Annotated in this window: 11 protein-coding genes (1 of these 11 running past the window's edge); 6 read left to right on the forward strand and 5 right to left on the reverse strand. The window is 73.9% G+C overall.

Features of this window, described 5'->3' with window-relative positions:
* The 3 genes from ACFYMO_RS00005 to ACFYMO_RS00015 form a co-directional block, all read left to right on the forward strand.
* On the forward strand, positions 1-13,628 hold the 3' end of the coding sequence (locus ACFYMO_RS00005) for a lonely Cys domain-containing protein (protein WP_388543177.1). It extends 49,294 nt beyond the left edge of the window; 13,628 of the gene's 62,922 nt are visible here — the last part of the coding sequence; its start codon lies off the left edge, out of view; the stop codon is at positions 13,626-13,628.
* Positions 13,629-13,663: 35 nt separating this feature from the next.
* Positions 13,664-14,629: a type VII secretion system-associated protein gene (locus tag ACFYMO_RS00010; protein WP_388543179.1), complete on the forward strand. Its 966-nt coding sequence runs from the start codon at positions 13,664-13,666 to the stop codon at positions 14,627-14,629.
* Between the two features lie 355 nt (positions 14,630-14,984).
* Positions 14,985-18,413 (forward strand): hypothetical protein, encoded by a 3,429-nt coding sequence (locus tag ACFYMO_RS00015; protein WP_388543181.1) that lies wholly within the window; start codon positions 14,985-14,987, stop codon positions 18,411-18,413.
* Between the two features lie 19 nt (positions 18,414-18,432).
* Here ACFYMO_RS00015 and ACFYMO_RS00020 read toward each other — a convergent pair whose 3' ends face one another.
* Positions 18,433-18,990: a hypothetical protein gene (locus ACFYMO_RS00020; RefSeq protein ID WP_388543183.1), complete on the reverse strand. Its 558-nt coding sequence runs from the start codon at positions 18,988-18,990 to the stop codon at positions 18,433-18,435.
* Positions 18,991-19,003: 13 nt separating this feature from the next.
* Between ACFYMO_RS00020 and ACFYMO_RS00025 the strand changes: the two genes are divergently transcribed.
* Entirely contained in the window at positions 19,004-19,933 is a 930-nt protein-coding gene (locus ACFYMO_RS00025) for an RICIN domain-containing protein (RefSeq protein ID WP_366772760.1), read from the forward strand.
* Positions 19,934-20,081: 148 nt separating this feature from the next.
* The gene (locus ACFYMO_RS00030) at positions 20,082-20,318 is read left to right on the forward strand and encodes a hypothetical protein (RefSeq protein WP_388543185.1); all 237 of its coding nucleotides are present in this window, start codon (positions 20,082-20,084) and stop codon (positions 20,316-20,318) included.
* A 60-nt stretch (positions 20,319-20,378) separates the two neighbouring features.
* On the opposite strand, the gene ACFYMO_RS00035 is transcribed toward ACFYMO_RS00030, so the two are convergent.
* From ACFYMO_RS00035 to ACFYMO_RS00050, 4 genes are read right to left on the reverse strand one after another with little or no spacing between them, the layout of a single operon-like run.
* Positions 20,379-21,452 (reverse strand): methyltransferase, encoded by a 1,074-nt coding sequence (locus ACFYMO_RS00035; RefSeq protein ID WP_388543186.1) that lies wholly within the window; start codon positions 21,450-21,452, stop codon positions 20,379-20,381.
* On the reverse strand, positions 21,449-22,051 hold the full coding sequence (locus ACFYMO_RS00040; protein ID WP_019357372.1) for a hypothetical protein: 603 nt from the start codon (positions 22,049-22,051) through the stop codon (positions 21,449-21,451). The genes ACFYMO_RS00035 and ACFYMO_RS00040 overlap by 4 nt, the downstream gene beginning before the upstream one ends.
* Positions 22,038-23,957 carry an alpha/beta fold hydrolase gene (locus ACFYMO_RS00045; protein WP_388543188.1) on the reverse strand — a complete coding sequence of 640 codons (1,920 nt, stop codon included), beginning with the start codon at positions 23,955-23,957 and terminating at the stop codon, positions 22,038-22,040. The genes ACFYMO_RS00040 and ACFYMO_RS00045 overlap by 14 nt, the downstream gene beginning before the upstream one ends.
* 56 nt (positions 23,958-24,013) lie before the next feature.
* Positions 24,014-24,310, reverse strand: a complete 297-nt coding sequence (locus tag ACFYMO_RS00050) for a hypothetical protein (protein WP_019357374.1) — start codon at positions 24,308-24,310, stop codon at positions 24,014-24,016.
* 1,425 nt (positions 24,311-25,735) lie between these two features.
* On the opposite strand from ACFYMO_RS00050, the gene ACFYMO_RS00055 reads away from it, so the two are divergent.
* On the forward strand, positions 25,736-26,116 hold the full coding sequence (locus ACFYMO_RS00055; protein WP_388543190.1) for a hypothetical protein: 381 nt from the start codon (positions 25,736-25,738) through the stop codon (positions 26,114-26,116).
* Positions 26,117-26,280 lie beyond the last annotated feature (164 nt).

A 26,280-nucleotide genomic window follows, 5' to 3' on the forward strand; every position in this document is an offset into this window, starting at 1 on the left:
TCGAGAAGCCCTTCGTCCCCGATCCGCTCGCGGAGGAGCCGCAGGGCCAGCGCATCGCGAACGCGGCCCGCAAGGGCGTGCGCGCCGCCACCCGCCCCCAGGGAGTGACGAAACGGAACGGCAGGTACGTCCGAGTCCTCGATTCGGACGCCTGGGGCCGGCCCGGCGAGTGGCAGTTCTTCCTGCCGGAGCCCGAGGCCGACGAACTCGACCTGTTGGCCGACGCGGTGGGACGGCACGCCGACACGGAGGGTGAGCGGGCATGGGAACGGCTGCGGACACTGCGTGCGGTGCGGGCCCTGCGACTCACCTTCGGCCAGGACGTCGAGCGGACGGAGCCCAGAGACGCCTACCTCGGTCTGCTGCGCGGATTCGCGGCACTGGACGACATGTGGGAGGCCGACGACCGGTTCACCGGGCTGGGCCTGTTCACGATGGACATGTTCGACAGGGTGGTCGCGGAGCGGCCCGAAGGCGGGCCCGGCGCGGATCGGGAGGCCTACCGAAGGGTTCTGTCGGAGGCCGCGTTCGCCGGACCCGGCGCGACGCTCGCGCACTTCGTCTCGGCACCGGCGGCGGTCGACCATGCCCTGGCGTGGCGGAAGAGCACGGACTTCGACGAGCAGGCGGCCGTCGCGCTGGACATTCAGCCGGACGAGGTGACGGAAGCCGACCGCTCGCGACTGTTCTGGGCCCGGGTCAAGGCCGAGGAGACGCTGCGCGCGCCCGGAGTGGACGTCCCCGACCTGCTCAGAAAAGTCCTCGGCTATCCCGTGCAGTTGCCACCGAGGTACTCGCACGCGCCGCTGTGGAACGCCTACACCCGGGCCTTCGCCGCCGGACGGGACGCCACCGAGCCCGCGGTGGTCGCCGCGCACGAACTGGAGCTGGCCGGCGCGACGGCCGACGACACCCGCCAGATCGTCCTGCTGGACGGCGGCTGGGGCTCCGGGCGGAACTACGGCCCGGAACGACAGCACAGGCACGTGGAATTGTCCGAGATCCGGACCCCGGCCGGCCGGGAGCCCGCCAAGTGGGCCGAGGGCCCCCAGCCGCCCAGCCCCCACCTCGTGGTGGCCGACCCCGACCCCGGTGATCCCGACCGCATCGCGGTGGAGGTCGCCGGGAAGAAGCGGCGCGTCACGCTCGACGTCTTCATTGAGCTGGTGGCCGCCGACCGCTCCCTGATGAACCGCGCGGAACCCGTCCCGGTCGTGCTGGCTCTCCCGGAGCTGGGCCGACTCGCCCCCGCACTCGCGCAGCGGCTGGCCGACCGGCTGGGCCGGGACGTGTGGTGGACGAGTCTGCCGGTGAACCTGACCAAGGCGGACGCCGGTGACCTGTCCTTCCTGGAGCTGACGGACGGCCCCGCCGGCTCGCCCGCGCCGACCGCGGACGCCTGGCAGAAGACGCAGCCGCGGATTCCCGCCCTTCCGGCGGCCGCGCCGTCCGGCTCCGCCCCGCAGCCGGTGCCCTCTTCCGCAGGACGTGCGGCTGTCCGTGCGGTGCCGGGCCCCGGCGTCGCGGCCCCGGACGTCCCCGCCCAGGTCCTCGCCCCGGAGGACGCGGACGCATCGGCGGACACGGACGACGAGGCCGCGGTCGTCCCGGACTCCTCCGCGGACCCCGCGCGGCGGCGACCCTCCGCTCCGCCTCTCAAGTCCGCGCTGCGCGCCGAGCCGGCACCGCTGTCGAGCGCCGCGCCGGTCCCGGCGTCCGCCGGGCAGGTGCTCGCGGCCCCGGTCACCGCACCGGTCGGGAGCACCCCGTCCGCCCCGGCCGCCGTGCCGACCCGCGGCACGGGCACGGTCTCCGCGCCGCCCGCCCGCTCCTCGACCACGTTCGTGCCGTTCTGGCGCTCCTCCACCCACCTGTCGCGCAAGGAGTGGTCGTCCATCGAGCAGTCGGCTCGCCGCGTGGCGCGGGTCGCTGTGGCGCACCACGAACTGGGGGTCTCCCCTCAGGAGGTCGACATCGTCGGCCACAGTGAGGGGTTGCCCGGCACGGCGTGGGGAGCCGAGCGGATCGGCACGGCGCGGGCGAGGGAGGTGGCCGCCGTCTTCCGGCGGGCTCTGGAGCGGGAGCTGGCCGGACTCCAAACGGGTCTCCCGGCCGGGCAGCGGCCGTTGCGGGCAGCGGACGTCCCGGTGCGGGCCCGGTACGGCGGACGGCGAGGCGCCGAGGGTCCGTCGCGTACCGGCGAAGCCGCGCGGCACACGGTGATCGATGTGTCCGGACCGTCGGTCGCGGACGCGCGGCAGGCGTTGAGGGCGCTGGCGGCACGTGAGGCCGAGCGGTTCGGCCGGCCCCGGATGTCGCGCGAGGAACAGGCCCGTCAGGTGCTGCATCTGGCCGACGACGCCGAGGTGGGCCCCTCGGTGCTCGGCGCGCTGTACACCCTGGTCGCGCAGGCGAGGGCGGCCGGCCAGGCGGATTCGACGGGTGCGCTGGCCGCCTTCCACCTCGGGCAGCCCGGTGTCCTGGAGCGGCTCGGACTGGCCGCAGCGGGCCGGACGCGGTACTTCACCCACCGAGGGGAACGCATCCCCGGGCTGAACGGGGGAGAGCAGGCGGTCACCGAGTTCGACCCGGCCGAGTTCGACATCCTGCGTGCGTCGACGGACGGCTCCCTGACGGGAGGCGACGCCCATCGGACGGCCCCCTGGTCCGGTGGACGGAGCTACCCCGTCTCGGCCGCTCTGCGGGACGGTCTGGTCGGGCTGCGGTGGCCGGACGGCGCACTGCGCGAGCAGAGCATCGAGGAGACCGCCGCCGTCGTGCGTGCGGACATGGCCCGGGAAGGGCTGGGCCGCGACGTCACGGTCGTGTGGCCCACCCGGATCGCGGGCGATGCCGATCTCGCCCAGATCGAGCTGTTCGCGAACCTCGTCGGCCGAACGGTGTGGGTGCACACCGGCATGGCGGACCTCCGACCCAGCTCCGACGTGATCCGGGTGGTGCATCAGGAAGGGCGGCCACAGGGGGACTGGCTGGCCGTCAGAGCCCACGATCCGCTCGCGCCCGCGAAGGCCGGCCAGGGCTGGGACCGGGAGGCGTACCTGCGCCCCGTGGTCGGCGGACACGCCCACCGGCGGACCGGCACGAGCTTCTACTCGCCCGCGGATCTGGCAGGCGCCCGGGAGGAGTTCAGTCGTTCCCTGGCCCAGCAGACCGGGTTCGTGCACTACAACCCGGCCACGGGCGAGATGTCGGAGGAGATTCCGCTCCGGGGGCCGGCGTTGCAGGGCTCCGAGTACCAGGCCGAGCACCTGTTCGGGCACTCCCTGCCGGGGCGGGTGGCCCAGGCACGGCCGGACGGCACGTACCGCATGCTCGACGAGGGCGGGATCGAGAGCTGGGCCGCGAGGCTCCTGCGCCGCAGCCGCGCCCGGTGGATCAGTCTGGTGTCCTGCTGGGGCGGGGCCCCGCTCGACCTGGACGGCGCCCGTGGCCGCACCGGCCGGGGCGAGGCCGCCGGGATGCCGTTCGTCGTCAACCCGCTCCGGCACATCTCCGCCGGCCAGCGGGCCGCCAACGGTGGACGGCTGCCGGTGCGGGCCCCGGACCACATCCACGCCGTCGTCCGGGACGGCGCGGGCCGGCAGCTGCACGCGCTCTACACCGACGCCCGGGGGCGGCGCACCCGGTGGCAGTACTTCCGCCCCGAGCCGACCTCGTCGGAACTGGGCAGACTGGCGCGGATCGCCGGGCTGCACAGCGGTCCCCGGCCGTCGTCAGAGGCAGTGCGGCAGCGCACCCTGGAGCTGGTGCGGGCACTGAAGATCACCTTCGGCCGCGACGTGGAGGACGCGGCGGACTTCCACCAACTGCTGCGCGGCGCCGCCGCCCTGGAGGGGATGTGGCGCAACGATCCGGCACTCGGGGCGTGGGGCCCGTTCACGCTGGACGCCCTCCAGCGGACGGTTGCGGCACACCCCGCCGGGCGGCAGGGCGTCGACCAGGCCGGCTACCGCGCGGTGCTGGCAGCTGCCACGCGGGCCCGCCCCGACGTCCCGCTGAGCGCCTTCGTGTCCATGCCCGCCGTGGAGCAGGCCCTCCGGTGGCTGCGCGAGGCGGGCGCCGACACGCTGACCGCGCAGGCACCGGATTCCCCCTTCACCGGGGAGGACCTGCGCTCCTGGATGTTCTGGGCGCGGGTGAAGACGTACGACGCGCTGGCCGGTGCCGAGGTGGCGGCTGTCGCTCGCAAGGTGCTGCACCTGGGCCCGGACGAGACCGTGGACGCGGCCCGCGAGGAGGAGCTGCGCCGGGTGCTCACCCGGGCCTTCGCCGAGGGCCGCGCCGCCACCGACCCGCTCGGGGCCGCGGTGGACCCGGACGTGGCCGCCGCCCACCACCTCCAGCAGGCCGGTCTGTTGGGTGAGGCCACCACGGCGGGCACACTCGGCAGCGGCGACGGGACCGGCACCGCGCGGGACTTCACGGGCCTGCCGGTGCTGCCGGTGGTGGACCTGACGACGGTCGAGGTGAACGGCTCGCCGCAGCAGGCCCCCTGGCTCTCCCCGCGAGAGGGGGAGGCGAGCCGCCCGACGCCCAGCCTGGTCCGGGGCACGCTGGACCGGGCCGACAGGCGCTACTTCCTGCTGACCCTGCCGGACGGGACGACGCACCGCGCCCCGCACAGCGAGCTCCCGCACCTGCTGGCCGCCGACCCCGCCCTGCAGGCCCTGGACCTGGCGGTCGACCTCGTGCTGGACGTTCCGGAGCTGGACCGGTACGCGCCGGGCCTGGCCGACGACCTGGCGCAGCTGCTCGGCCGCGGCATCTGGTCGACCGCCGCCACGAGCGGTCTGAACCGCAGCGGCCGGGACGGCAGTTCCGTGCTCACCCTCCGTCCCTCGGCGGGAGACCCGGACACCGAGCCCACCTGGACGCGGAGCGCGCCGCGCGGCCCGGCCGAGCCGGTGTACGCGCCGAGCCCGGTGCCGGACCCGCTGCCGCTCGCGACGTCGCTGCCGCAAGCGGCCGCAGCGGCCGGGCCGCTGACCATCGAGCCCCTGCCGGAACTCCCGGAGGAGACGCGGGTCCCGGTGGCGAGGCGCGTCCCGCGGAGCACTGCCCCGGCGGACTCGGAGTGGGACACGTCGGACGGCACGGTGAGCGAGCCGGAGCCGGCCGCGCCGTCCGGGGACGAGGCGCGGTCGTCGGCCTGGGTGCACGACGCGCTGGTGGCCTCCGATGCGGCCGGGAACGAGCAGCGGGACACCGACCCCGAGACTGTCGGCACGCCGCCACCCACCGGCGGGCGAACCGGACAGGGACCCGGCCGGGACCGGGCGCCCGGCCGCGGAGCGGCCACCGTTCCCGAGGCCGAGAGCGACTCCGGCTTCGAGGCCGACTCGGAGGCGGACTCCGAGATCGGCTCCGATTCCGAGTCGGACTTCGAGCCGGCCCCCGAGCCGCCGGAGCCCGTCTCCGAGCCGGTTGCCGGGACCGAGTCGGACTCCGGTTCCGACTACGAGCGTGCCGTCTCCGAGCCGGACTCCGGTTCGGACCGCGAGCGTGCAGCCGTCTCGGACTACGAGCCCGCCTCCGGGTTCGAGTCGGACTCCGGCTCCGAGCCGGTCCCCGAGTCCCGGCCGGCCGCCGAATCGGCGGCGGAGTCCGGGTCGGAAGACGGAGACGACGCGGACTCGTCCTCCGATGCGGACACGCTCTCCGAAACCGGCTCCGATTCCGACGGGTTCTCCACCTTCGTCGAGAACTTCGGCCACGGCCACCGCGGACTCCTCGGATCGGTGCACGTCATGCCGTTCCCGGACGAGACGCTGGAGTGGCTGCACGCCGGAATCGGCACCGCCGTACGCGCCCGGCACCGGGCGGACGTGGGGACGGCCACCGAGGATCTGGAGGCGCAGGACCAGCGGGGCAACGCGGCGCTGCTGAGCGAGGTGGCGACCGCGTATGCGCAGAGCCCCGTCCTGGAGTCGCTGCCGTATGTGCTGAGCACCAAGGGCATGGTGCGGACGGTGACCTACCGGGGCCGCCGCTACCAGGTGTCCTGGCGCCTGGAGCTGGGGGAGGCCCGGCTCGCGCCGACGATGGCCTCCGAGGTGGCGGAGGGGCGCACGATCCAGGTCGAGGAGCGGAACAAGACCACCGTCACCTCCAGCAGCAACGGCGGACGGCAGACCGTGCGGACCTTCCCGCTCTCCTACGGCCGCACGTGGGCGATGGACCGCACGGGGAATCCCGTGCTGGCGTCGCTGGCCTCCCTGGGGATCACCCCGAAGCTGACGCTGCTGCACAACCAGGAAGGCATCTCGGCGACGGTCGCGAAGGAATACATGGCGATGTCGGCGCTGGCCTTCGGCATGGAGCCCTCGTCCCTCTACGACTACGGCATGGTCTCGCAGATCAAGGTCGAAGCACTCGACGCCCCGGCTCCGCCCCGCGCGATCGGGCCGGCGCCCGGCGAGGAGACCGGGACCGGGACGGAGGAGTCCTCCGGGGCCGACCCGACCGGGTCCGGGCGCACGTCCACGTCCGCGGACGCAGCCGCGTCCGATGCCGCGTCCGAGACCGTGTCCGACGAGGCGTCCGACAACGCGTCCGAAGCCGCGACCGACGACACGTCCCGGGACGACGGCTGGGGCGACATCCCGCCCGCGACCGCTCCCGGCCGGGTCGCCGCGTGGTTCCCGGACTACCTCACGCGTCCCCCGGAGCCGGCTCCGTACGGCACGCTCTTCGCATCCGACGAGGAGCTGCCGGCCGAGCCGCGGACCCTCTCCGCCGGCTTCCTGCCCATCCGCATGGACACCATCCGGGACCCCGCCGCGCTGCACGACGAGATCGTCGCCTCCGACGAGCTGCGTCCGCACCTGCGCAGGCTCTCCTCCGAGTCGGCCGACGACCTGGGCGAGTTCCTCTCGGAGAACAACCAGCGCTCCGGACTGCCGCTGATGCTGGCGGGTGCCTACCCCTCACCGGTGCTGCGGGACCGTGCCGGGGACACGCTGGGCTTCCTGGAGGTCAGGGCGCGGCTGAGGTGGCTGAACCCGGATGTGCTGGTCAGGTCGAAGAACGTGGTGCTGGAGAACAGCCTGCTCTACACGGCGGGAGCCAAGAACTCCTACACGGTGTCCAACGCCGTGCAGCCGGGCTTCTCCTTCGCCCCGGCCTTCGCGGACCCCGACGGTTCGGGGGTCGGCGGTGGCCCGGCCTTCTCCGGCGCCTACCAGTACCAGCGCGACCACGGCTTCGACTCGGGCGGGACGGCGTACAACTGGTTCGGCATCGCCACCGAGAACCCGCAGCTCCTGGTCGAGGCGGACATCGAGTTCGAGGCGGTGTTCGTCTCCGCCGAGGGGGGCCGCTCCGAACCGTTCACCTTCAGCCGCCCCGCGAGCCACCTCCTGCGGGTGCCGAGCAGGGCCGAGGTCGAGGGCGTCCCCGTCCCGCCGGGTCAGGAGCGGCACCTGCCACCGGACGTGCTCGGGCTCCGCGCTCTCGGGGTGTCCGTGACCCCCCTCGAACTCACCGGCACCGAGGCTCAGTTCGAGGCGATCGAGAACAAGGTGCGGTCCTTCGGGCTGCTGCCCCCGGTGGAGCGCACCTCGCTGAACTGGATGGACGAGGTGAGCCGCAAGAAGACCCTCCAGGCGTGGGCCGCCAACCAGCGTGAGCTGTCCCTCGCCCGCTCGCAGGTCGGGTTGCGCTGCGCCTCGCGCGACATGGTGGGCGCGGGCCACCACATGTATTTCGACCTGCCGCACGAATACGACAACTGGCGTGCGTGCGCGGTCCTGCGGATGAAGCCGCAGGAGGGGACCTCTCCGCGGCACCGCCGCAACTTCCCGGGCTGGTCCTCGCTCAACGCCACCGGCATGGCGACCGCCGGCGGGGAGTCCTTCACCTCCTCGCACACGCTGACCGGCGCGTTCGCGGGCGAGGCACACGGACCGGTCTCCGGTGACACGACGATGAAGGGCGGCATCCCCTACAGCCTCTCGGCCGGCGGGCAGCGCACCGAAACCGCCGGCTCCGCCTCCGGGTACGCTCTGGACAAGCTCCTCTACACCCAGACCGGCCTGGCCCAGTACGACATCCCGGTCACCTACGACGCCGAGCTGTTCTTCGGAGGGGGCACCGATCCGGTGTGGGTCTCCGACCCGAGCGACGGGAACTTCGCCGCCACCTTCCCACTGGCCCGCACCCTCGCGGAGCGGCCCGCACTGCTCCCGGCGGCCACCATCCGTCCCGCCACCGACGAGGACCACCGGCTGGCCCGGATGCAGCCGGACGAGGAGGGCCGGCGGCCGGAAGGGGCGCAACTGCTCCCGGCGCACGCGCACGTGAACTCGGCCATCGGCAGCGCCGAGTTGATCTCGGCCTTCCAGCAGCTCCTCACGGGCGGCAGCCCCGGGGACGACACCGCGGACGCCCCGGCCCCCGGGGCGTTGGCCAGGATCCTGAACTGGACCGCCGAGCACGGCAGCCAGGTCGGGGCGCTGCTGCCGGGATTCGTCACCCAGCCGGCGCAGTGGCTGAAGGACGTGACGTTCGGCCAGTCCCTGGCCTACCCCGAGAACCCCGCCCAGGAATCCGCCCGGGCCGCCCTGTCGAGCACGTCCCTCCTCGCCCTGGCGGTCCAGATCGCGCGCGGGGGCTACAGCTACCACGCGGGCTCGGCCGGCTCCTTGATGGGCACCGAAGTACAGGGGGAAGTGCGCGGCTATCTGCACGACGTGCAGTACCTGGGCGTCGGCACCCCGCCGGAGGAGGGTTTCACCGGGTCCGGGAACTGGATGGAGAGCGACGTCACCGCCACCGACGCGGCCTGGCGGGGCCGCGGCGGCAAGCGCACCGCGCAGCTCGGCTTCAGCGGCTCGGTCACCCGCGCGGACGGGGACGTGTCGGGCAGCGTCACCGGCAGCGGAAGCCAGAGTTTCGCCGTCTCGTGGAGCGTGAGCGACACCGACTCCGTCTTCAGCGACCGGATGAATGTCGAGGCCAGGGAACCGCACCACGCCTTCCGCGCCGACTTCACCTACCTGTCCTCCCTTTCCGTGGGGCACGTCAACGCGCTCGCCAACGCCCTCGGGGTCGGCCCGCAGACCGTCCGGACCCTCGCGGCACATGTGCCGGGCGCCCTCGTCTTCTGGGTCTCGGAGACCGGCGTCCGGGAGGACCCGCGGCTGGCGGAGCTGGCCGGGCTCACTCCGCACGAACCGACCCTCGACCGGCGCCTCCCGCCCTTCTTCGTCCGCTCGGGCGGCCGGGCCCTCGGTCCCGCCACCGTGCCCGAAACCCTTCCGGACGGCCCGCTGGACGCGTTCGTCGAGGCGCTCCGTGCCGAGGCCGAGCGGGTGGCGCCCGGTTCGCTCACGCCGGGCAGCGGCAGCTACGTCTACGGTCTGGACTCCCGCATCACGCAGACCGGTTCGGCCATCGGCACCCGGGCACTGGTCGGCGCGGGCGCCGACAGGTGGCTGAAGCCGATCACCTTCGTGTACCGAGGGCGTGGCCGGGGGGAGTCCGCTCCCGGTGTCTGGGGCGGCCTGTACCGGGTGACGCTGTCGGTCAACGCCCGCCCGGCGCCCGATCGAGACCTGGGCGAGGTGCGCGGCGCGCTGCGCCCGAAGTCCGGCCTGGAGAACATCTACTCCTCGACGCCCAGCTCGGTGACGCGCACGGCCTCCCGGTCCGGCACCTTCAGCCTCAGCCTCAGCCCGTCGGCCGGGTTCCCCGTCGTGGTCGGAACGGACAACGCGGGCAGCGCCGGAGTCTCGGCGTCCTTCGCCTCGAACAGCTCCCGCTCCACCTCCCTGACCCTCTCGCCCACCCGCCAGCAGTGGGTGCGGACCTACGCGCCGGCGGCGCAGTTCGACGTGGCGTACGAGTTCCGGGCGACCGCCTCCGCCGAACTGCTGCCGGACACGCTGCCCGGCTTCCTCGTCAACCAGGTCGTCTCGCTGAAGGAGCTGACCGAGCTGCTGGTCGAGGGCGGGCTGTCGGCGAGCGAGACCCTCGGGCTGCGACGGCTGCTGAGCCGCATGGCCGACGGCATGACTGAACTGCCGAGCGCGCTGGCGGCCGTCCTCGGCCGCACTCCGGACGCCGCGGCGGAGGCCGGGACACTGCCCCCTCCGGTCACTGCGACGGGCGCGACAGGCGAGGCGATTCCCCTCGATACGCTGACCGCGTCCGGCGAGCGGACCGAGGGGAATCGCGCCCCGGTGGACGGGACCCCCGCCGCGGAGAGGGACAGCGCCGAACCGGATCCGGCCGGGTCCACCGAGCCCGCCGAGGCCACCGAGTCGGAAGAGGCCACCGAGTCGGAAGAGGAGCCCCGTCCCGGCGCCCCCGTCTCCAGCACGCCCTTCACCGTCAAGCTGCGCTTTCCCGCGCACGAGACGCCGTACGAGCGCGCTGACGGCACCGTGGACTGGTCCACCGCGCCCGAGCTGCTGACCCCCCAGCTGCACGAGAGCGACCCCCGCCAGGCCCGGCCCCTCCCGGAACCGGCCACCGACCTGGCCGCCGAGACGGCCACCGGCACGCCCGCCGACACGGCGACCGGTTCGGCGGAGGAAACGGCACCGGCGCCGGAGCCGCTGGGCGCCAGCGCCCGCTGGACACCCGAGCAGACGCTCATCGTCGGTGACTTCGACGCGGTGGACCAACTCGCCGACGCACTCCGTGCCGTCGACCCCGCCCTGCGCGACGGGGGGCTGCCGAAGACCTCCGAGTCCCAGGAGTCCACGATGCTCCGCATCGGGAACCTCGTCGGCTCCGGCAAGGTGGCGCTCACCGCAGCGCAGGCGTCCCGTTTCACCGGCAAGCGGCCGTCGGGCAGCTCCTCCTCGGTCCGGCTGGACCTCTACCGGCCGCAGACCGAGAGTTCCAGCCGGACCCTCGTCCTGATGGGAATCCGCGTCAACATCCGCAGCGCCTCGTCCTCGGGCAGCCAGACGTACTCGCCGTCGGCGAACGTGCCGTTGAGCGGCGGACTGACGGAGGGGAACACCGACACCCTCGGCGGGGCGGTCCCCGTGGCGGGGGAGAACATCACCACGGGGAAGTCGACCGGCGTCTCCAGCTACCGCCGCGAGATCCTCAAGTACGGCACCGGCCTGTCGCAGAACGAGGACGAGGAGCAGGACGACAGCGGGGTACTCGGCTACACCCTGACCGTGCACACCGCGCTGGAGGTCTCCGGGCCCGAGGGCACCCGCTGGGTGACGGGCAACGCCGTGGTGCGGGCCACCCTGGAGGACGTCCTCGGCAACGGCCTCACACCGGTCCGGCCCTCGGCCAACGTCTACGACGCGCTGTCCGTCGTGGCCGAGAGCGGCCCCCGCGACTGGAGCGCCGTCTCCTCCGAGGACTTCGGCGCCCTGCTCGCCGGAGCGTTCACCGAGGACGACGCGGCCCCCCAGGTCTGGCTGGACCCCGGTGACGTCCCGACGGCCGCCCGCTACGCACTGCTCGGTGCGCGTACCGCCCTGCTGGCCGGCGGCACGCTCGCCGGGGCGCGGGAAGCCGCCGGTGCCCGGCTCCCCGAAGCCTTCTCGAACCTCATGGGCGCCGCGGCCCACGCCGCCGCTCTCGCCCTCCGGCCGGTCACCCTGGTGCTGCGCACGCCCGGCGGGCCGGTCCATCTGCCCTTCTCCCCGCCGGGGACGGAGCCGGCGAACGTGACGGTCGACCCGCCCGAGCCGGAACACCCGGCGTCGCCGCTGCCCCCGGTGCCGTCCGTGCCGTTGGACCCGTCCGACTACTCCGGTGTCTCGGAGCTGGATCTGGATCTGGAGTCCCGCTCGGGGTCCCGGTCGGAGTCGCGGACGGAGTCCGACCGGGCGCACGCCCGCGAGGCGGAGCACCGGTCCGGGCCGGAGCACGAGTCCGAGTCCTGGACCGCGCCGACGCCGTCGGGCGAGGAATCGGTACCGGACATCGTGGTGACACCGCCGGAGGAGGACGTCCGCGCGCGCGAGGAACCGGGCCGTGCCGCGCTGCATCTGGACCCGGACACCGTGTGGGACGCGGAGCAGCAGGCCGAACTGACGCGGCTGGAGGAGCAGGCCGTCGCCACCGGGCAGGACCCGGCCGACCCCGCGGTGCTCGCGCTCCTGCACCTGACCGCACTCGGCGCGTTCTCGGCGGCCACCCGGATCGTGGACTCCGAGGGCAACCACCAGGGCCGCAACTACGGGAGCACACCTACGCCCGGCGGGCTGGAGCCGCTGCGGATGTACACGGTCCGGCCCGGCCCCGACGGGAACACCACCGAGCTGGAGTTCACCCCGTGGGCCGCAGACGGCGGCCCCCTCCCGTACTTCGTCAGCACCGACGCGGACGAGGCGGGCGCGGGCACCGTCCTGCGGCTGCCGGGCGGCACCGTACGGGTCTCCGAAGCGGAACTGTTCGCGCTGCTGGCCGCCGACCCGGAGCTGCGCGAGGCCGGCCCGGACCGGTGGGTCGCGCTGCTGGCCGGCGGTCCGGCCGCGGAATCCCGGGCCACCGAACAACAGGCGTACTCCGAGCGGGAGAACCGGACCGCGATCGGCTACAGCGGGGCGCTCCTCCTCTCCGAGGGCGACCCGTCCGAGCCGAGCTGGCTGACCGCGCTGCCGGACCGGTCGACCGGTGCCCCGGGCCGCTGGCACCGCACCCGGCCCGCCGCCTCGTCCGGCGCACGGGCGGCCGGGACACCCCCCACCGGGCGGGCCGCGCACCCCGGGCGTGAGGTGCCGTACTCGGTCGACGGCTGGTTCGACGAGAGCTTCGCTGCCACCCGGGAGCACTTCCCGTCCCCGCTGGCCACCTCCACGGAGCGGAGCACGGTGTGGGGCGAGGGGCACGCCGATCCGGACCTGCACATGTTCGTGGCCGAACTGCCCGGGCTGGGGCTGCGTGGTGAGTACAACCCGGCGGGGCCGTCGGCCGGCCAGGTGACGGATGCGGACGGGCGCCTGTACAGTGAAGGCCCTGCCTGGGACTGGTACCTGGCAGGACGCGGTCTGGTCGCCTCCTCCAGGCTGCGGACGATTCTTCTGGCACAGGACGTCGAGGGGACCGCGGACGATCCCGGTGTTGTGCCGGTGCCTGCTGCATGGCCTGCCTCCGGCCCCGTGAGCGCGACGCCACCGGTACCCCCGGTCACCGTCGCGGCAGTGCAGCACCTCCTCGGCGGGCCGGACCTCCAGCTCCTCGATGTCCATTGGCGCGTTCACGAGGGGCCCCTGCACACCTTCAGTTCTCAGCTGCCGCAAGAGGTCTTCGAGCAGGGACTGCTGCCGGAGGGAGACGAGTTGCTTCACCCGATCGAGCATGTCGTCGCCGGTGACGGCGCCGCCTCGGCGTGGGTCGGTACGACAGCGGATCCGCACGCCGGTCCCGCCGCGGGGAGCGGCTGGCGCGTCTTCCTCCAGGCGCCGGGCGGAGTCGACGTGAACGCCACCCTGGGTCTCGCGTCCCCCTTCCCCGACCGATTCGAAGTGCTCTTCCCCGGAGGTGTCGACCGCCGCTTCATCCGGGGTGCGCAACTGCTGGAGAACGGTGAGCCGGTCGGTGACTTCCTCCCCAACCCGCACTTCGGGGAGGGCGGCGAGGACAATCGGGGACAGGGCCGGAACGAGCAGCAACGCGACGAGACCTGAACGCACGGCCGGGAAGACCAGTGAGTGAGGACAAGATGAGTGAGACCAGCGGCGAAGCCCGCGCCGCCACCGACCCCGCGGCGACGGACCCGGACGGTGGAGTCGCCACCGACACGATCGACCCGACTCCTCCCGAGGAGTTCGTCGAGGCCGCGAAGCTCGCGCCCGACCACTGGCTGTACCTGATCGACCCGACCTGGTCCGAGGAGGGTCCGCCCCCGGAGTGGGCCGTGGTGGGCCAGTGGCGCTCCGACGCCGAGGGCGAGATCGTCGAGTGGCAGGACAACGAGGACTACCGGCCCTCCCCGTCCGCGATGGGCTGGCCCGAGCCCGCCGACGAGGTGGACGCCGCGATCCAGCTCGCGACCACGGGGTACGGCCCCGCGGACGACGTCACCAAGGCCCTGGCCAAAGCGGAGGTGGCGGTACTGACGACGGCGGACGGCGACCCGGTGCGTGCCGCCGCCCCGGACGGCACCCCGGTGGTGCTGGTCTACAGCTCGCCGAAGTATCTGCACCTCGCCGGGCGGTTGAGCTTCGAGACGGTGCGGATACCGGACTTCCAGGACCGCATTCCCGAGGGGCACAGCCTCTGCATCAACAGCTCCGGCCCGGTCAGCATGGTGATGACCACGGACGGTCTCGACGATGTGCTGACGGCTGCCGCGACGGACTCCGAGGACGGGACGCAGGAGGCGGCACAGCCCGCCGACGGACCCGGTTCCGGAAGTGCCGACTGGTCGCAGCCGACCGGTCCCGGCGCGGTCGCCACGGAGTCCGCCCAGGTGGACGGTTCCGTGAACGGCGGTGGCCCCGACGGTTCGGACACGGGGGCGGACGGCATCGTCGATCTCCCGCTGCCCGAGGGCGACACGCGGTCGCGGGCGGAGCCGACCTCCGGGACGAGCGGGGAGCCGGCGGCGGAGGCCGCTGCGGAGACCGAACCGGGCAGCAAGCCGGCCCGGGGCAAGAAGCGCAAGACCGACAAGACCGAGGAGTAGCAACCCCGGCCGGGGCCGCACCCTACGGCGCGGCCCCGCGAGGGGGATTTCGGATCGTCCCCTCGGTGCGTGAACTTTCCCGGCGGCGGACGCATCACATGGTCAGGGGATGCTCATCGCGGGGACTCTCCACACCGGTCGGCGCGCCGACATCCGTCCGCACTGTTCCGGTCCCGCAGGCCTCCCGTTCAACTCGATTCCCTACTGTGCCCCCCACGGAACTTCAGAACATGTGCACTCCAACAGGTGACAACGACCGGACCGGCGACCTGGTTCACGGTGCGTCGCCGACGGGTCCGGGCCGGACGGCCGGGACCGCGACCCGCCGGTCGTCCCCCGATCGAGGAGATGAGGCGTGAACCGGAGCGACAGCGGTCGGAGGCGGTGGCTCGGTCGACGCAAGGACCTGCCCGAGTCCTCTCGGCCCGCCGTACCGGCACCGGAGACCGCCGGGTCGCCACCGGCCTCCGCCGAGCAGGCACCCGGCTCCGGGGAACGGCTGCTCGTGGAGGAGTACGACGGGCTGCGGCTGCTGCGCACGCTCTCGGACGACTCCCTCGGCGACACCGACATCTCCGATCTCGCCCGTGCCTTCTCCGCCGACCGTTCGACGGTGACGGTCATGACCGGGGCCGACGCGGCGCGTTCGGCCGAGCTGTGGACCCGGCTCGGTGCGCTGCTCGACGAACTGCGCGCGGACGGAGTCCGCGCGGTGCGGCTCGTCATGACGGCCGCCGGGGACGACCGGCCCGGCGCGCCCGCACTCGGCCGCCGGATCGCGGACTCCTGGGATCTCGACGTCATCGCCCCCGACGGGCTCTCCCTCGTGGTGCCCGGCGGCGGACTGTTCGTCCCCGCCCGGCACCCGGGCGCCGGCCAGGACGCCGGGAGCGGCGTGGAACGCGGCAACTGGTGGCGCTTCCCGCCCCGCGCCGAGCCCCGGCTCGTCGGTGCCCGGCAACCCGCCCCGGCCTGGCAGCAGTCCGTGGACGCGCTGCCCGCCCGGATCGCGGGCGGATGCGCCGTCGACCGCATCCCCGCCGGCGTGCTCGCCCGCCCGGCGGACGCCACCCCGCCCCGACTCGGCGACCTGTGCTACGCGGTGCCCGCCGACCCGCACGGACCCACCGTGCTGCTCGGCGCCCCGGACGCCGGCGAGGTCCCGGCGGACAGCGTCCTGGAACTCCTCGCGGCCCTGCCCGAGCCGGTGCGCCGGCAGGTGCGGCTGGCCCCGGGCGGTCCCCGCGACATCCTGCCCACCGCTCAGGCGGTCTCCGACACGCTGGGTATCGAACTCGTCGTCTACACCGGGATGCCGCTACTGGCCCCCGGGAACACCGGCGGCCCGGCGAGCCTGCGCTCGGTGCTGGTCGGAGCGGACGGGGCACCTCGCTGGCAGGCGTTCCTGGACGCGGTGATGTGCCTTCCCGCCGAGCCGAACGCACCGCCGCGGATGCCGCGCCCGCTGCGCTGGAGCCAGTTCGTCGCGAACCGGACCACCGTGGACCGGGCCCTGGCCGAACACGGCGTCGTCCGCCTCTCCGACCGCTGGCGGGCCACCGTCTCCCGGGCGGGTGTCTACGTCTCCGACATCACGGAGGCACAGCCCCCGGCGGCCACCAGGCCCACCGAGGCGGACGGCCCGTCGATCGAGGTGGGCCGCCCCGGCCAGATCCTCGAAGGAACCCTGCCCGCCGCACTGGCCACGCTGCTCGCCGGACTCGACCCCGATGTCCGCGGCCGGGCGCGGCTGCTGGTGCACGGAACGAGCCAGGACGGCGGCCGTGAACTGCGCCGGACAGCCGCCGAACACGGCCTGAGGTCCATACGTCTCCAGCCCTCGAAGCCCGCCCCCGCGGCCGGCCGCGGGGCCGCATCCGCGAACGGGCCGGCGAACGGATCCGCCCGGTCCGCCGCGCGCGCCGCGAAGCCCGAGGCCGTGCCGCCGGGAGGCCGGCCGCAGCCGCCGATGCCGCAGACGCCCCCGGACCGTCCCGCGCCCGCCGCCTCGTCGACGGCGGCCGCCCGCCCGGCGGCGAACCCGTCGGGGGAGGAGGCACCGGAGTTCCCCCCTCCGCCCGGCTTCCGGGCAGGGGTGCGCACCACCTCGGCACCCGCCCCGCGTCCTTCCGACGCCGAACGGAGTGCTGCCTCCGCGCCGCGGGAGGCCGCCGCAGAGGTGACGGAGCAGCTCGCCGCCGCCGAGGTACCGGAGCGGTCCGCACGCCCGGCCGGCGCGGAGCCGGTCTCCGGCAGCGCGCCCTCCTCCGGCGCCGCGTCGCCCGTCGCGCCGTTCCCGCCCATGCCCGCCGCCCCGCCGACGACCGCGCCCGGCCCCGGCCCGGCGTCCCCGCCCGGGGCCCCGGACGACTCGACCGCGCCCGCGGCCGGATCCGTGGTGCGTCCGGAACCGAGCCGGCAGCCCGAACCGGCGGGACCCCCGGCCGCCGAGCACAGCGGTCCGGGCGCGGCCGTCCGCCCCTCGCGGAAGTCACAGGACTCCCGCGAGGCCGACCCCGTCACGGCGGGCCGCAGCGCCCCGGGTGCCCGCCCGGCGGGCGTCCGGCCCGAGGCCGCGCCCGATGCCCCGGCCCGTCCCGGGCCCGCGCCCCCGCCACCGGTCCACGGGCACCCGGCCCCCGCGCCGGAGAGCTCGGCGCCCGAGGGACGGGAAGGGGCCACCCTGCCGTCCGCGGAGTCCCCGGAGGCCGGGAAGGCCGAGGACCCCGCGGAGCCCGCGGCGGTCCCGACGCCCGCACCGGTCTCGACGCAGGCGGGGCCCGAAGGAGCCTCGCCGACCGAGGAATCCGCGAACCCCGCGTACCGCGAGGACCCCGCGAACCCCGCGTACCGCGAGGACCCCGCGAACCCCGCGAACCCCGCGAACCCCGCGAACCGCGAGGACCCCGCGGAGCCCGCGCCCTCCGCACAGCGCGCCCCCGCCTCCTCGGACAGCGGTGACGGCCCCGCACCCGCTCCCGCGGGCCCGCTCCCGCCGGTTCCCTTCCTGCCCGGGCACGCCAGCACCCCCGGGGAACGGGCCGCCGTCCGGCGCCTGGCGGAGGCCTCGTGGGAGCGGCACGCCTCCGCGGTCACCCGAGCGCTGACCCGGATGCCCGCGCTGCGCGGGCCGCAGCAGGAGGACGTGGTCGACGACCTGATCGCGCTGCACGCCTACCTCAACTCCACCGAAGGCCCGCTGTCCCACGAGGAACTGGACCGGGGCCTGCGGGCGGGGGATCAGCGGATGCTGTCCTATGCGGCGTGCGTCGCCTCCGCACTGCGGCGGCTCCCCTCGCACCGGGGGCTCGCCTTCCGCGGCACCGACACCGCCGACGCGGGGCTCGTGCCCGGGAACCTGCTGCGGGACCCCGGCCCGGTCGGTGCCCTGCCGCTGGGGACCGGCGCTCCGCGCCCGGGGGGACCGCAGTACGCGATCTGGTCGGCCACCGGGCGCCGGGTGCGCGAGCTGACGGGGGGCCGGGCCGGTTCCCGCAGGCGTGACGAGGTGGTCTTCGCCCCCGGCTCCCTGCTGCGGGTGCTGGAGGTGCGCGTCCAGCAGGGCGCTCCGCTGGTGCTGCTGCGCGAAGTGCCGGTCTCCTCGGCTCCCGGCGGTGCCGGGAGCCTCCGGCAGAGCACCGAACTCGACGACCAGGACCGGGCCGCGCTGGAGCGGCTGGACCAGGCGCTGCGCCGGCATCCGCTGGCCCCGGGGCCCTTCCAGTGGCCGGGGTTGTGCGCCGGGGCGCTGGGACGGAACGGGGACGCGTACGACGGCTCCTGATGACCATCGACCGATCCGATCAGCGTGAAAGGGAGACAACGATGTCCGACAAAGAGCCACCCGGCTCCAGGGAACCGGTGGTGCGGCGTGCCGTGCCACTGCCCGGAGCCGCCGGCACCCCCGAGCCGGACGAGTTGCGCGCGAAGGGGGAGGAGCCGAGCCGGCCGGTCGGCGCTGCCACCACGGGAGGGGACCCGGCGGCGCCTCCCGAGCCGCCGGAGTCCTTCGCACCGGCCTCGTACACGTCGTCCGGTGCTCCGGAGTCCCGGCCGGTGTCCTCGTCCGGACCCGCCGCCGGTGAGCCGGACGCTCCGGAAGCCGAAACGTCGCCCGGACCGGACGCGGCCTCCGGAGCCGCCGGGCCCGAGGGCTCCGCGTCGCCGGAGCCGGAGCGGGAATCGGGGAACGGCCCGGAGAACGGTGGCGAGGCGAACTCGGCCGCGGACCCCGCTTCTTCGGCTTCGGACAGCTCGTCGGAGACCGCCGCGGATCCCGCGGCGGTCCGGGCCCCGACGGCGACGACCACCGAGGGGTCCGCGGCCTCCGCCGCTTCCGGGCCTCCGAGCGGGGGTGCCACCGGCCTCACCGCCGTGGCCACCTCCGGCGGCAACCCGCCGTCCGCGAGCACCGCGACGGACGCCGCCGGGGATCCGCCCTCCGGGAAGCCCACCAAGGCGCTGCGGGCCGCGGCCGCCATTGGCGGTGTGCTGCTGATAGCCGTGCCGTTGATGGCTCTCGGCGCGAACGACGATGACGACGAGAAGAAGAACGCGGCGGCCGATTCCGGCGTGACCCTCCCGGGGGACGCCGACGAGGACGCCCCCGGTTCCTACCAGGGCCGGTCGCCGTCACCAAAGGCGGAGAAGGACAAGAAGGACGAGAAGGACAAGGAGAAGAAGGAGGACAAGGACGAGGACGAGGCGTCCGGGTCGGACACCGACGCCGAGTCGGCGTCCGACGAGAAGAAGGACGAGAAGGACTCCGACGAGGACTCCGACAAGGACGAGAAGAAGACCAGCTCGCTCTATCGGGCCCACGGCCCGGGGCTGTTCAAGAAGAAGCAGATCCGGAACGTCATGACCGGGCAGTGCGTCGACATCTCGGGTTTCGGCAAGGGCAAGTCCGGCGGCAAGCTCATGCAGTTCCCCTGCGCCCGGGACCGCAGTGCCGACAACCAGGTCTGGGACTTCGTGGTCAAGCAGAAGGGCAAGGGGCCCGGTGGCCGCAATCTCTATGTGATCAAGAACGTCAAGGACGACCTCTGCCTGGACCTGCCGGGAGAGGGCGCGGTCCCCGGGGCGACCGGCGTCGTGCAGTACAAGTGCGTCAAGAATGCCGACGACAACCAGCGGTGGTGGCTGCAGGGGCGGGGCAACGGCAAGTACTGGATCCGCAACTACAAGAGCCGCAACATGTGCCTGGACGTGTGGGGCAAGACCTTCGGAGCCGGTAAGGACGCCGCGCGCCTGGGCGTCGCCAACTGCTACCCGAAGGACGACCACGAGTGGCGGTTCACCTGACAGGCGGCCGGGGACTCGCTCCGTGACTCCCCGGCCCCGCTCGTCCTGCTGACAACACGCCGGCGGCAACAGGCCTCCGCGGCGCCCGCGCCGCGGAGGCCTCAGCACGAGTGTGAGATCACCCCGGCCGGCGCCGCGCGGAGCGGTGGTGCTGAACTCCTGGACACCCGGCATCCCGGTGCACCGCATCGCCATCGGGCTGATCCCCTGGGGCGAGCACACCCTCGTCGTCCTGGAATGGCATCCGCTGCGCGGTCCGGGTACGCGGATGCACGGGCTTCCCGTCGACTATGTCGTCGCGGTCCGCAACGGCATGATGCTCACCAAGCTGGCCCGCATCGCCGCACGCGAACGCGACCGCGAAGGCGGCAGCGGCCCGCCCTGACGTGAGCGGCGCGGCCCCGCGGGCGACAGGCGGCGGGCAGCCCGGCGCCACCGGCGTCCGCTACCCGTCGGCGCCCGGCTCCGGGGCCGCGAACAGCACCGCGTGATGCGCGAGCCCCGGGAGTGCGACGACGGACGTCAGCCGCAGCCCGCTGCGGGCGAAGAGCTCCTCGTGTTCGGCCAGGGTCCGCTCCCGGCCGGGTGTGAGCACCATCATCTCGACATCGCTCATCGCCACCATCAGCGCGTCCTGCGCGGACCCGATCTCCTCCGCGGTGGGCATGAGGAGCGTGGGCACCAGCACGCTGCCGCCGGATCCCGCGACAGCGTCGGAGCAGTGGCGCAGCACCCGGACGCAGTCCTCGTCGTCCCAGTCGTGCAGGACGTTCTTCAGGACGTACAGATCCCCGCCCGCGGGCACGGAGGTGAAGAAGTCGCCCTCCACCAGCGTGCAGCGGTCGGCCACCCCGGCTCCGGCCAGGGTGTGCTCCGCCGCCCGGAGCGCCGTCGGGCGCTCGTGCAGGGTGCCCTCCAGCGCCGGGTGCGCGTGGAGGAGCGCGGCGAGGAGCGCACCGTCCCCGCCTCCGACGTCGACGACGTGGCGGAATCCGCCGACGTCGCAGTGGTCGACGATGGCCGGGATCATCACGGAGGTGGAGAGCGCCATGCCCGCGGTGAAGCGGTCGCCCAGGCGGGCATCCTCCGCGCACGCCAGGAAGAACGGGGTGCCGTGCACCTGGTCGAACGCCGGTGCTCCACCGCGTACGGCATCCTCCAGGGCGCCGAACGCCTCCCAGACGGCCGGATCGCCGTACAGCTCGACGACGGTGCGTGAGGGCCGCCCGGAGCGGAACTCCTCGCCCAGCGCGGTCAGGTGGTGGACGCCGTCGGAGACGGACAGCAGTCCGAGCGCCGCGGCGGCGCGCAGTAGCCGGGCCAGCCGCCCCGGGTCTGCTCCGCACTCCCGTGCCAGCTCTGTCGCGGTCGCGGGCCGGCCGGCCAGGCGGTCCGGTACGCCGAGCCGCGCCATCGTCCCGGTCACCTGGGCCAGCGCGAAACCCATCACGAGGGACATCCGGGTGCTGTCGACAGAGCTCTCGGCGTTCCCGGCGCCGTCCGGAGTGGTGGAGGTCATGCGGTTCCTCGGGGAGACGGGGCCGGGTGGCCGTCGGACCGGTGGTCGTGCTCCAGTTCGTGGAAGGCCGAGGTGAAGACGGCCCGCGGCGCCTCGGTCTGCTCCCGGCCCGCGGACGTCACCAGCATGAACTGCACCTTCCGCGCGTCCGGCGGGTGCGGACACCGGTGCGTGACGAAGTTGAGCAGGCTCAGGTACGGCAGGGCGAGCTGCAGATGTTCGATCCGCCGCTCCGTGCGGACGATCCGGCTCAGTTCGGCCGCGACGTCGAAGAGCACCTTCTCCTTGCGCCGCACGGGGTGCCAGAGCATCTGGCGGAGTGTGCGCGCCTCGACGACGCCCTCCTCCGCCCAGTCGGTGACCGTGCCGTCCGCGAGCTGCTCGCGCAGCAGCAGATGGGTGTCGTCGATACCCGGGTGCGGGGCGAAGAACGTGGACACCGGGAGGAGGACGTTCACCGGGTCGACCGCCGTCAGCCTCCGGGGGCGCTTCTTGAACTGCTGTGCGACGGTGAGCGAGAACCAGCCCGTCAGCAGTCCGCGCAGCGCCCAGCGGGCCGCGGGCCCGGCGCCGCGGGCGACCGTGTCAGTCGCGGACATGTACGCCCTCCTTCTCCCGAGCCCAGGCCAGGGCCTGGACGATCTCGCCCGCGTGCTCGGCGGACATCACCAGGGACTCGTGCGTCGCGTCCTCCACCAGGCGGTGCCGGGAGACGGGCGACAGCCCCGCCAGGTCCCGCTGGAGGTCCAGGTGCACGGGGTCGGTACGGGAGGTGCGGCCGGCCGTCAGCACCGACACCGGCCGGGTCCCGGCCTCCGTCAGCCGTCCGGCGTCCGTGGCCCAGGAACCCAGCCACCGGCCGATCTCACGGCGGGCCGCCAGCCACATCCCGGGGTCCTCCAGGCAGGTCCTCGTCGGCCCCACGAGGTGCTCGGGCAGCGTGTCGAAGGGGCTGTCGCGGCTCTGCCTGCCCCGCACCGGCGTGAACGCGGTGCGCAGCCAGGTGGTGGTCATCTGCTGACGGACGACGGGTGTGGTGCGGCGCTGCCGCGGGGAGCGTTCGAGCTGCTGCGGATGCGAGGAGTCGACGAACACCAGCCCGTGCGTCTCGTCCGGGTGGCGCGCGGCGAAGCTGCGGATCAGCAGGCCGCCCACCGAGTGGCCGACCAGGAGGAACGGCGGGCGCGCGGACACCGCGTGGAGCAGTTCGCGCAGATCCGCGGCGCTCCGCGCGGCGTCGCGCGGCCCGCCCGCGGACGGCGACCATCCGGTGCCCGGCCGGTCGTAGGCCACGTACGGGACGTGCTCGGGGAGCTGCCGCAGCACCCAGCCCCACTCCGTCGACGGGCAGGCCATGCCGTTCTCGAACACCACGGTGGGTCCGTCGCCGCGCGTACGGTCCAGTACGTGCACGGAGCGCGCGGAGAGGCGCACCAGGCGCCCGGGGACACACGCGCGGACCGTTCGGCGGCGGCGGTTCCTGCGGTGCAGTGCGCCGGCGCCCGCGAGGGCCAGCAGGCCGGCGCCCGCGGCCGTGACGCTCTTGGCGACCTCCGGGCGGGACAGCCACCCGGCCGCCCGGTGCAGGGCGGCGGCGCCTCCCGCAGCCGGCTGCGCGGGGCGGGGGCCGGTCCCTGTCCGGCCGGCCGGCAGGCACGGGCCGGAAGGGCGCCGTGCGGCCCGTGCGGCGCGCACCTCACGTCCGACGTGCTCGACGGCCGGGTAGGTGGCGCAGTACGACCAGAGGAAGCGGTTCAGCCCCATGAAGCGGGCGTTGCCCAGGTGGAACCCGGCTCCCGCTGCCATCAGGCCCCGCGCGACGGGCGCGGGGGCCACCAGGGCCAGCGGGAAGGCCAGTTCCCCGGCGATGGTCCCCCAGGCGACGGTCTTGGCCAGCCAGGGGCGGTCGCGCACGGCGTCGTGGAACCCGGCGTCCCCGTAGGTGGAGGTGCGGAAGATCCCCGGAATGGCGCTGCCGTCCCGCCAGGAGGGCGACATGAGTTTGGAGGCCCCGGCCACCAGATAGGACAAGGAGCTCTGGAGGGCGAGGAAGAGCGCGATCTCCTCGCGGGCGCGCGGGTCGTGCGAGTAGAGTTTCTCCAGGGCCGAGCAGGCGTAGTTCAGAAACGCGAAGTGATCCGAACCGTCGAATCCGTAGACCATTCTGGTCTGGCTCGCGTAGCTGCTCGCGCTCATGAAGCCGCAGAGCACACCGCGATGGGTGCGGCTGATTCCGGGAAGCAGCAGGGACGTTCCGGAGAGCGCGCGGGCGCCGAACAACGAAAGAATCTGCGGATAGGCCAGTATCTTCTCGGCCGGCGCACTGTGATCGCGCCACAGTTTCGGCCCCCGCAGTCTGGTGACGTTCCAGCCGAGCAGATGGTCGTCGGCGAGTACCTCGGGGTCGGACAATTGCTCCAGGGAGCCGATGGTGGCGCCCAGCGAGGTCATGAACTCGACCTTGCGGAAAACTGAGTCCAGTTCGTCTGACATCTCGAAAGTCATCCATCTCCAGGATGTCGGGGAACGGGGCCGGCGCCCGGGCACCGGCCCCGCCGGAATCAGATCGCCGGGTGGTTGGCGAGCAGTTCCTTCACCGGACGTCCGGCCTCCAGGTAGCCGGAGACCTCGTTGCTGCCGGGGGGCGGGACGGCGCCCACGATGTGGCCGGTGATCCCGCCCACGACCCGGGCGGCGCCCAGGCCGGCCCCGGCCGCACCGGCGACCGCGAAGGTCGCGAAGATGGGCGTGGTCAGCACCGGCACGGCCTCGTCGGCCTCCGGGACGCGGTGCCCGCACCACTCCCCGGCGTTCTCCTGCGCCCAGCGTGCGGCGCGGGATTCCCTCGTGATGGGCATGTTGCCTTCCTTTCTGGAAAGGCCGATCGCAGTGGCGCGGAACGTCGGGGACACGGGGCGCTGTCGACGGCGCACCCGTCAGGGTCCGGTCCAGGTGCGGAATGGGCACATGTGGTGCCCCCGGTATTGCCGCACTGTGCCGGCGCCTCACCGCGTGCAACAGGAGAACGCCTTGGTCAGAGGATTCTCTTGAATGTTGTACGGCTTCTGCGTTCTGCGCGTGCTCGGCTTTCCGCTGGTGGGCTCTGCACCAAGCATCATGCTGCACACAACTCGGGTGGGCAATTCACTTCGGGCGGGCGGCGGCGCCCGATTTCCATCCGGTTCGCCCCCCGACAAGGCTCCCGGGCCGGGAGGAAGTGGGTGATTCGGGCGTGTTCGCTTTCTGCTTCCGGTGACTACTCGTGAGTTCCGTGCCCATTTTCCACAGTTCGCGGCACGGCTCTGACCGGACCATTTCCCTCCGGTTCTCCCGGGCCCCGGCACGACGCGCTCGCGCACGACGCGCTCGCGGTCTCGGGGCGGGGGCGCGGACTCTCCGCCGCGCAGTCCCCTGAACCGGGGAGTGCGGCGCTTGGCCGCCCGGTCGGCGCCGCTGCCTTCGGACGTCGCCCGACGACGCCGGGGTGTACCGGCGTGCGCATGAGGCTACAGACAGCGCGGACGGAACCTCCCTCCGTCCGTCGCAGACCGGGCGGCCGACCGAGAAAGCCGAGGGTCACCCGGCGTGAGATCTCGCGCACACCGACGGTAGAACGGCACGCGTCCAACGGACTATGTACATCTGTCACACCCGTGAACCCATGGGTGTGACAGATGCTCAACAAGCGGGCCGCCGACCGCCGTCGCGTGCGCGGATGCTCCGGCAGCACCGCTGGTCCGGCCGGGGCACCCGGCCCGCCGACCGCTGTCCCACCGGCCGCCCCGGCCTGCCGGAGACCGCAGCAGCCGCGCCGGGTGCCGTCCGGCCGGACCCCGCCGCATCCATGGCGCGGGACCCGCAGTGCACGCTCCCTGGCGCCGCTGCTCAAGCGGGCGGGCCGAGCGCGGCCGCGGCTCAGGTCCGCGGGCCGCTGTGCGCTGTCGAAGTGGGGAGTGAGACGGCTCTTGGCCATGGCGAAGGACGTGCCGGTGGTGGCGTCGGCTCGGACGCTGCTGCCACCACCGACCCAGCCGAACGCGGTGGGTGTCTCACCCGCCGGGCGCCGAGGCGGCGGAGCGGATACCTCAGGGCCGGCCGCGCGGGGGGTGCCGAAGACCTGGTCGGTGCCCACCGGTGTTCTGACCGGACTCGAGGAGCAAAAATGCCTGTGACGACGGAGATTGATGGAACGTCAGGTGTCGATGTGACTATTGATTCGTCTCGCTCCTGATGGAAAAGTTCCTCCGTCGGTTACGTGCACACCGCAGACAGGAGCTTCTGCCATGAGATCTCTCGGGCTCGCCGGAAAGACGTCCGCCGCTGTCGCCCTGGCCTTCGCCGCCACCCTGCTGATGCCGACCACGCCGGCCGCCGCCTCGGACTGGGACCGGAGCTGCTACCACATCACGGCGCCCTACAAGGGCATCAGCGAGGTCATCGGCGGGGCCAGCAAGGCCCGCAGCAGCTGCGAAGACGCCACGATCTCTCTCCAGCGCCACCGCTGGTACGGCTGGCAGGAGATGGACTGGACCCCGCTCTACAGCGGCTCGCCGATCGCGTGGTGGAACTGCACGGGCTCCGGCACCTACACCTACAAGACGGTCGTGGCCGTCGACTCCAACCTCGGCATCTACGAGAGCGCCGAGCGCCGCATCACCTGCTGAGGACGGCGCGGGGCCGGGTCGACCGGCGGACGTCCGGCAGCGGTGCGTGCCGGTCCGTTGCCCCTACCGGTCCCCGGCCCACCGGAGCGGTCGCCCACCGACGGCGGCGCTGGACCTCGCTGTCGCGGCGTCGTACCAGCGCCACCGGCTCGGCGAACTGCCCA

The sequence above is a fragment of the Streptomyces sp. NPDC007025 genome (assembly GCF_042869455.1).
GTDB lineage: Bacteria > Actinomycetota > Actinomycetes > Streptomycetales > Streptomycetaceae > Streptomyces.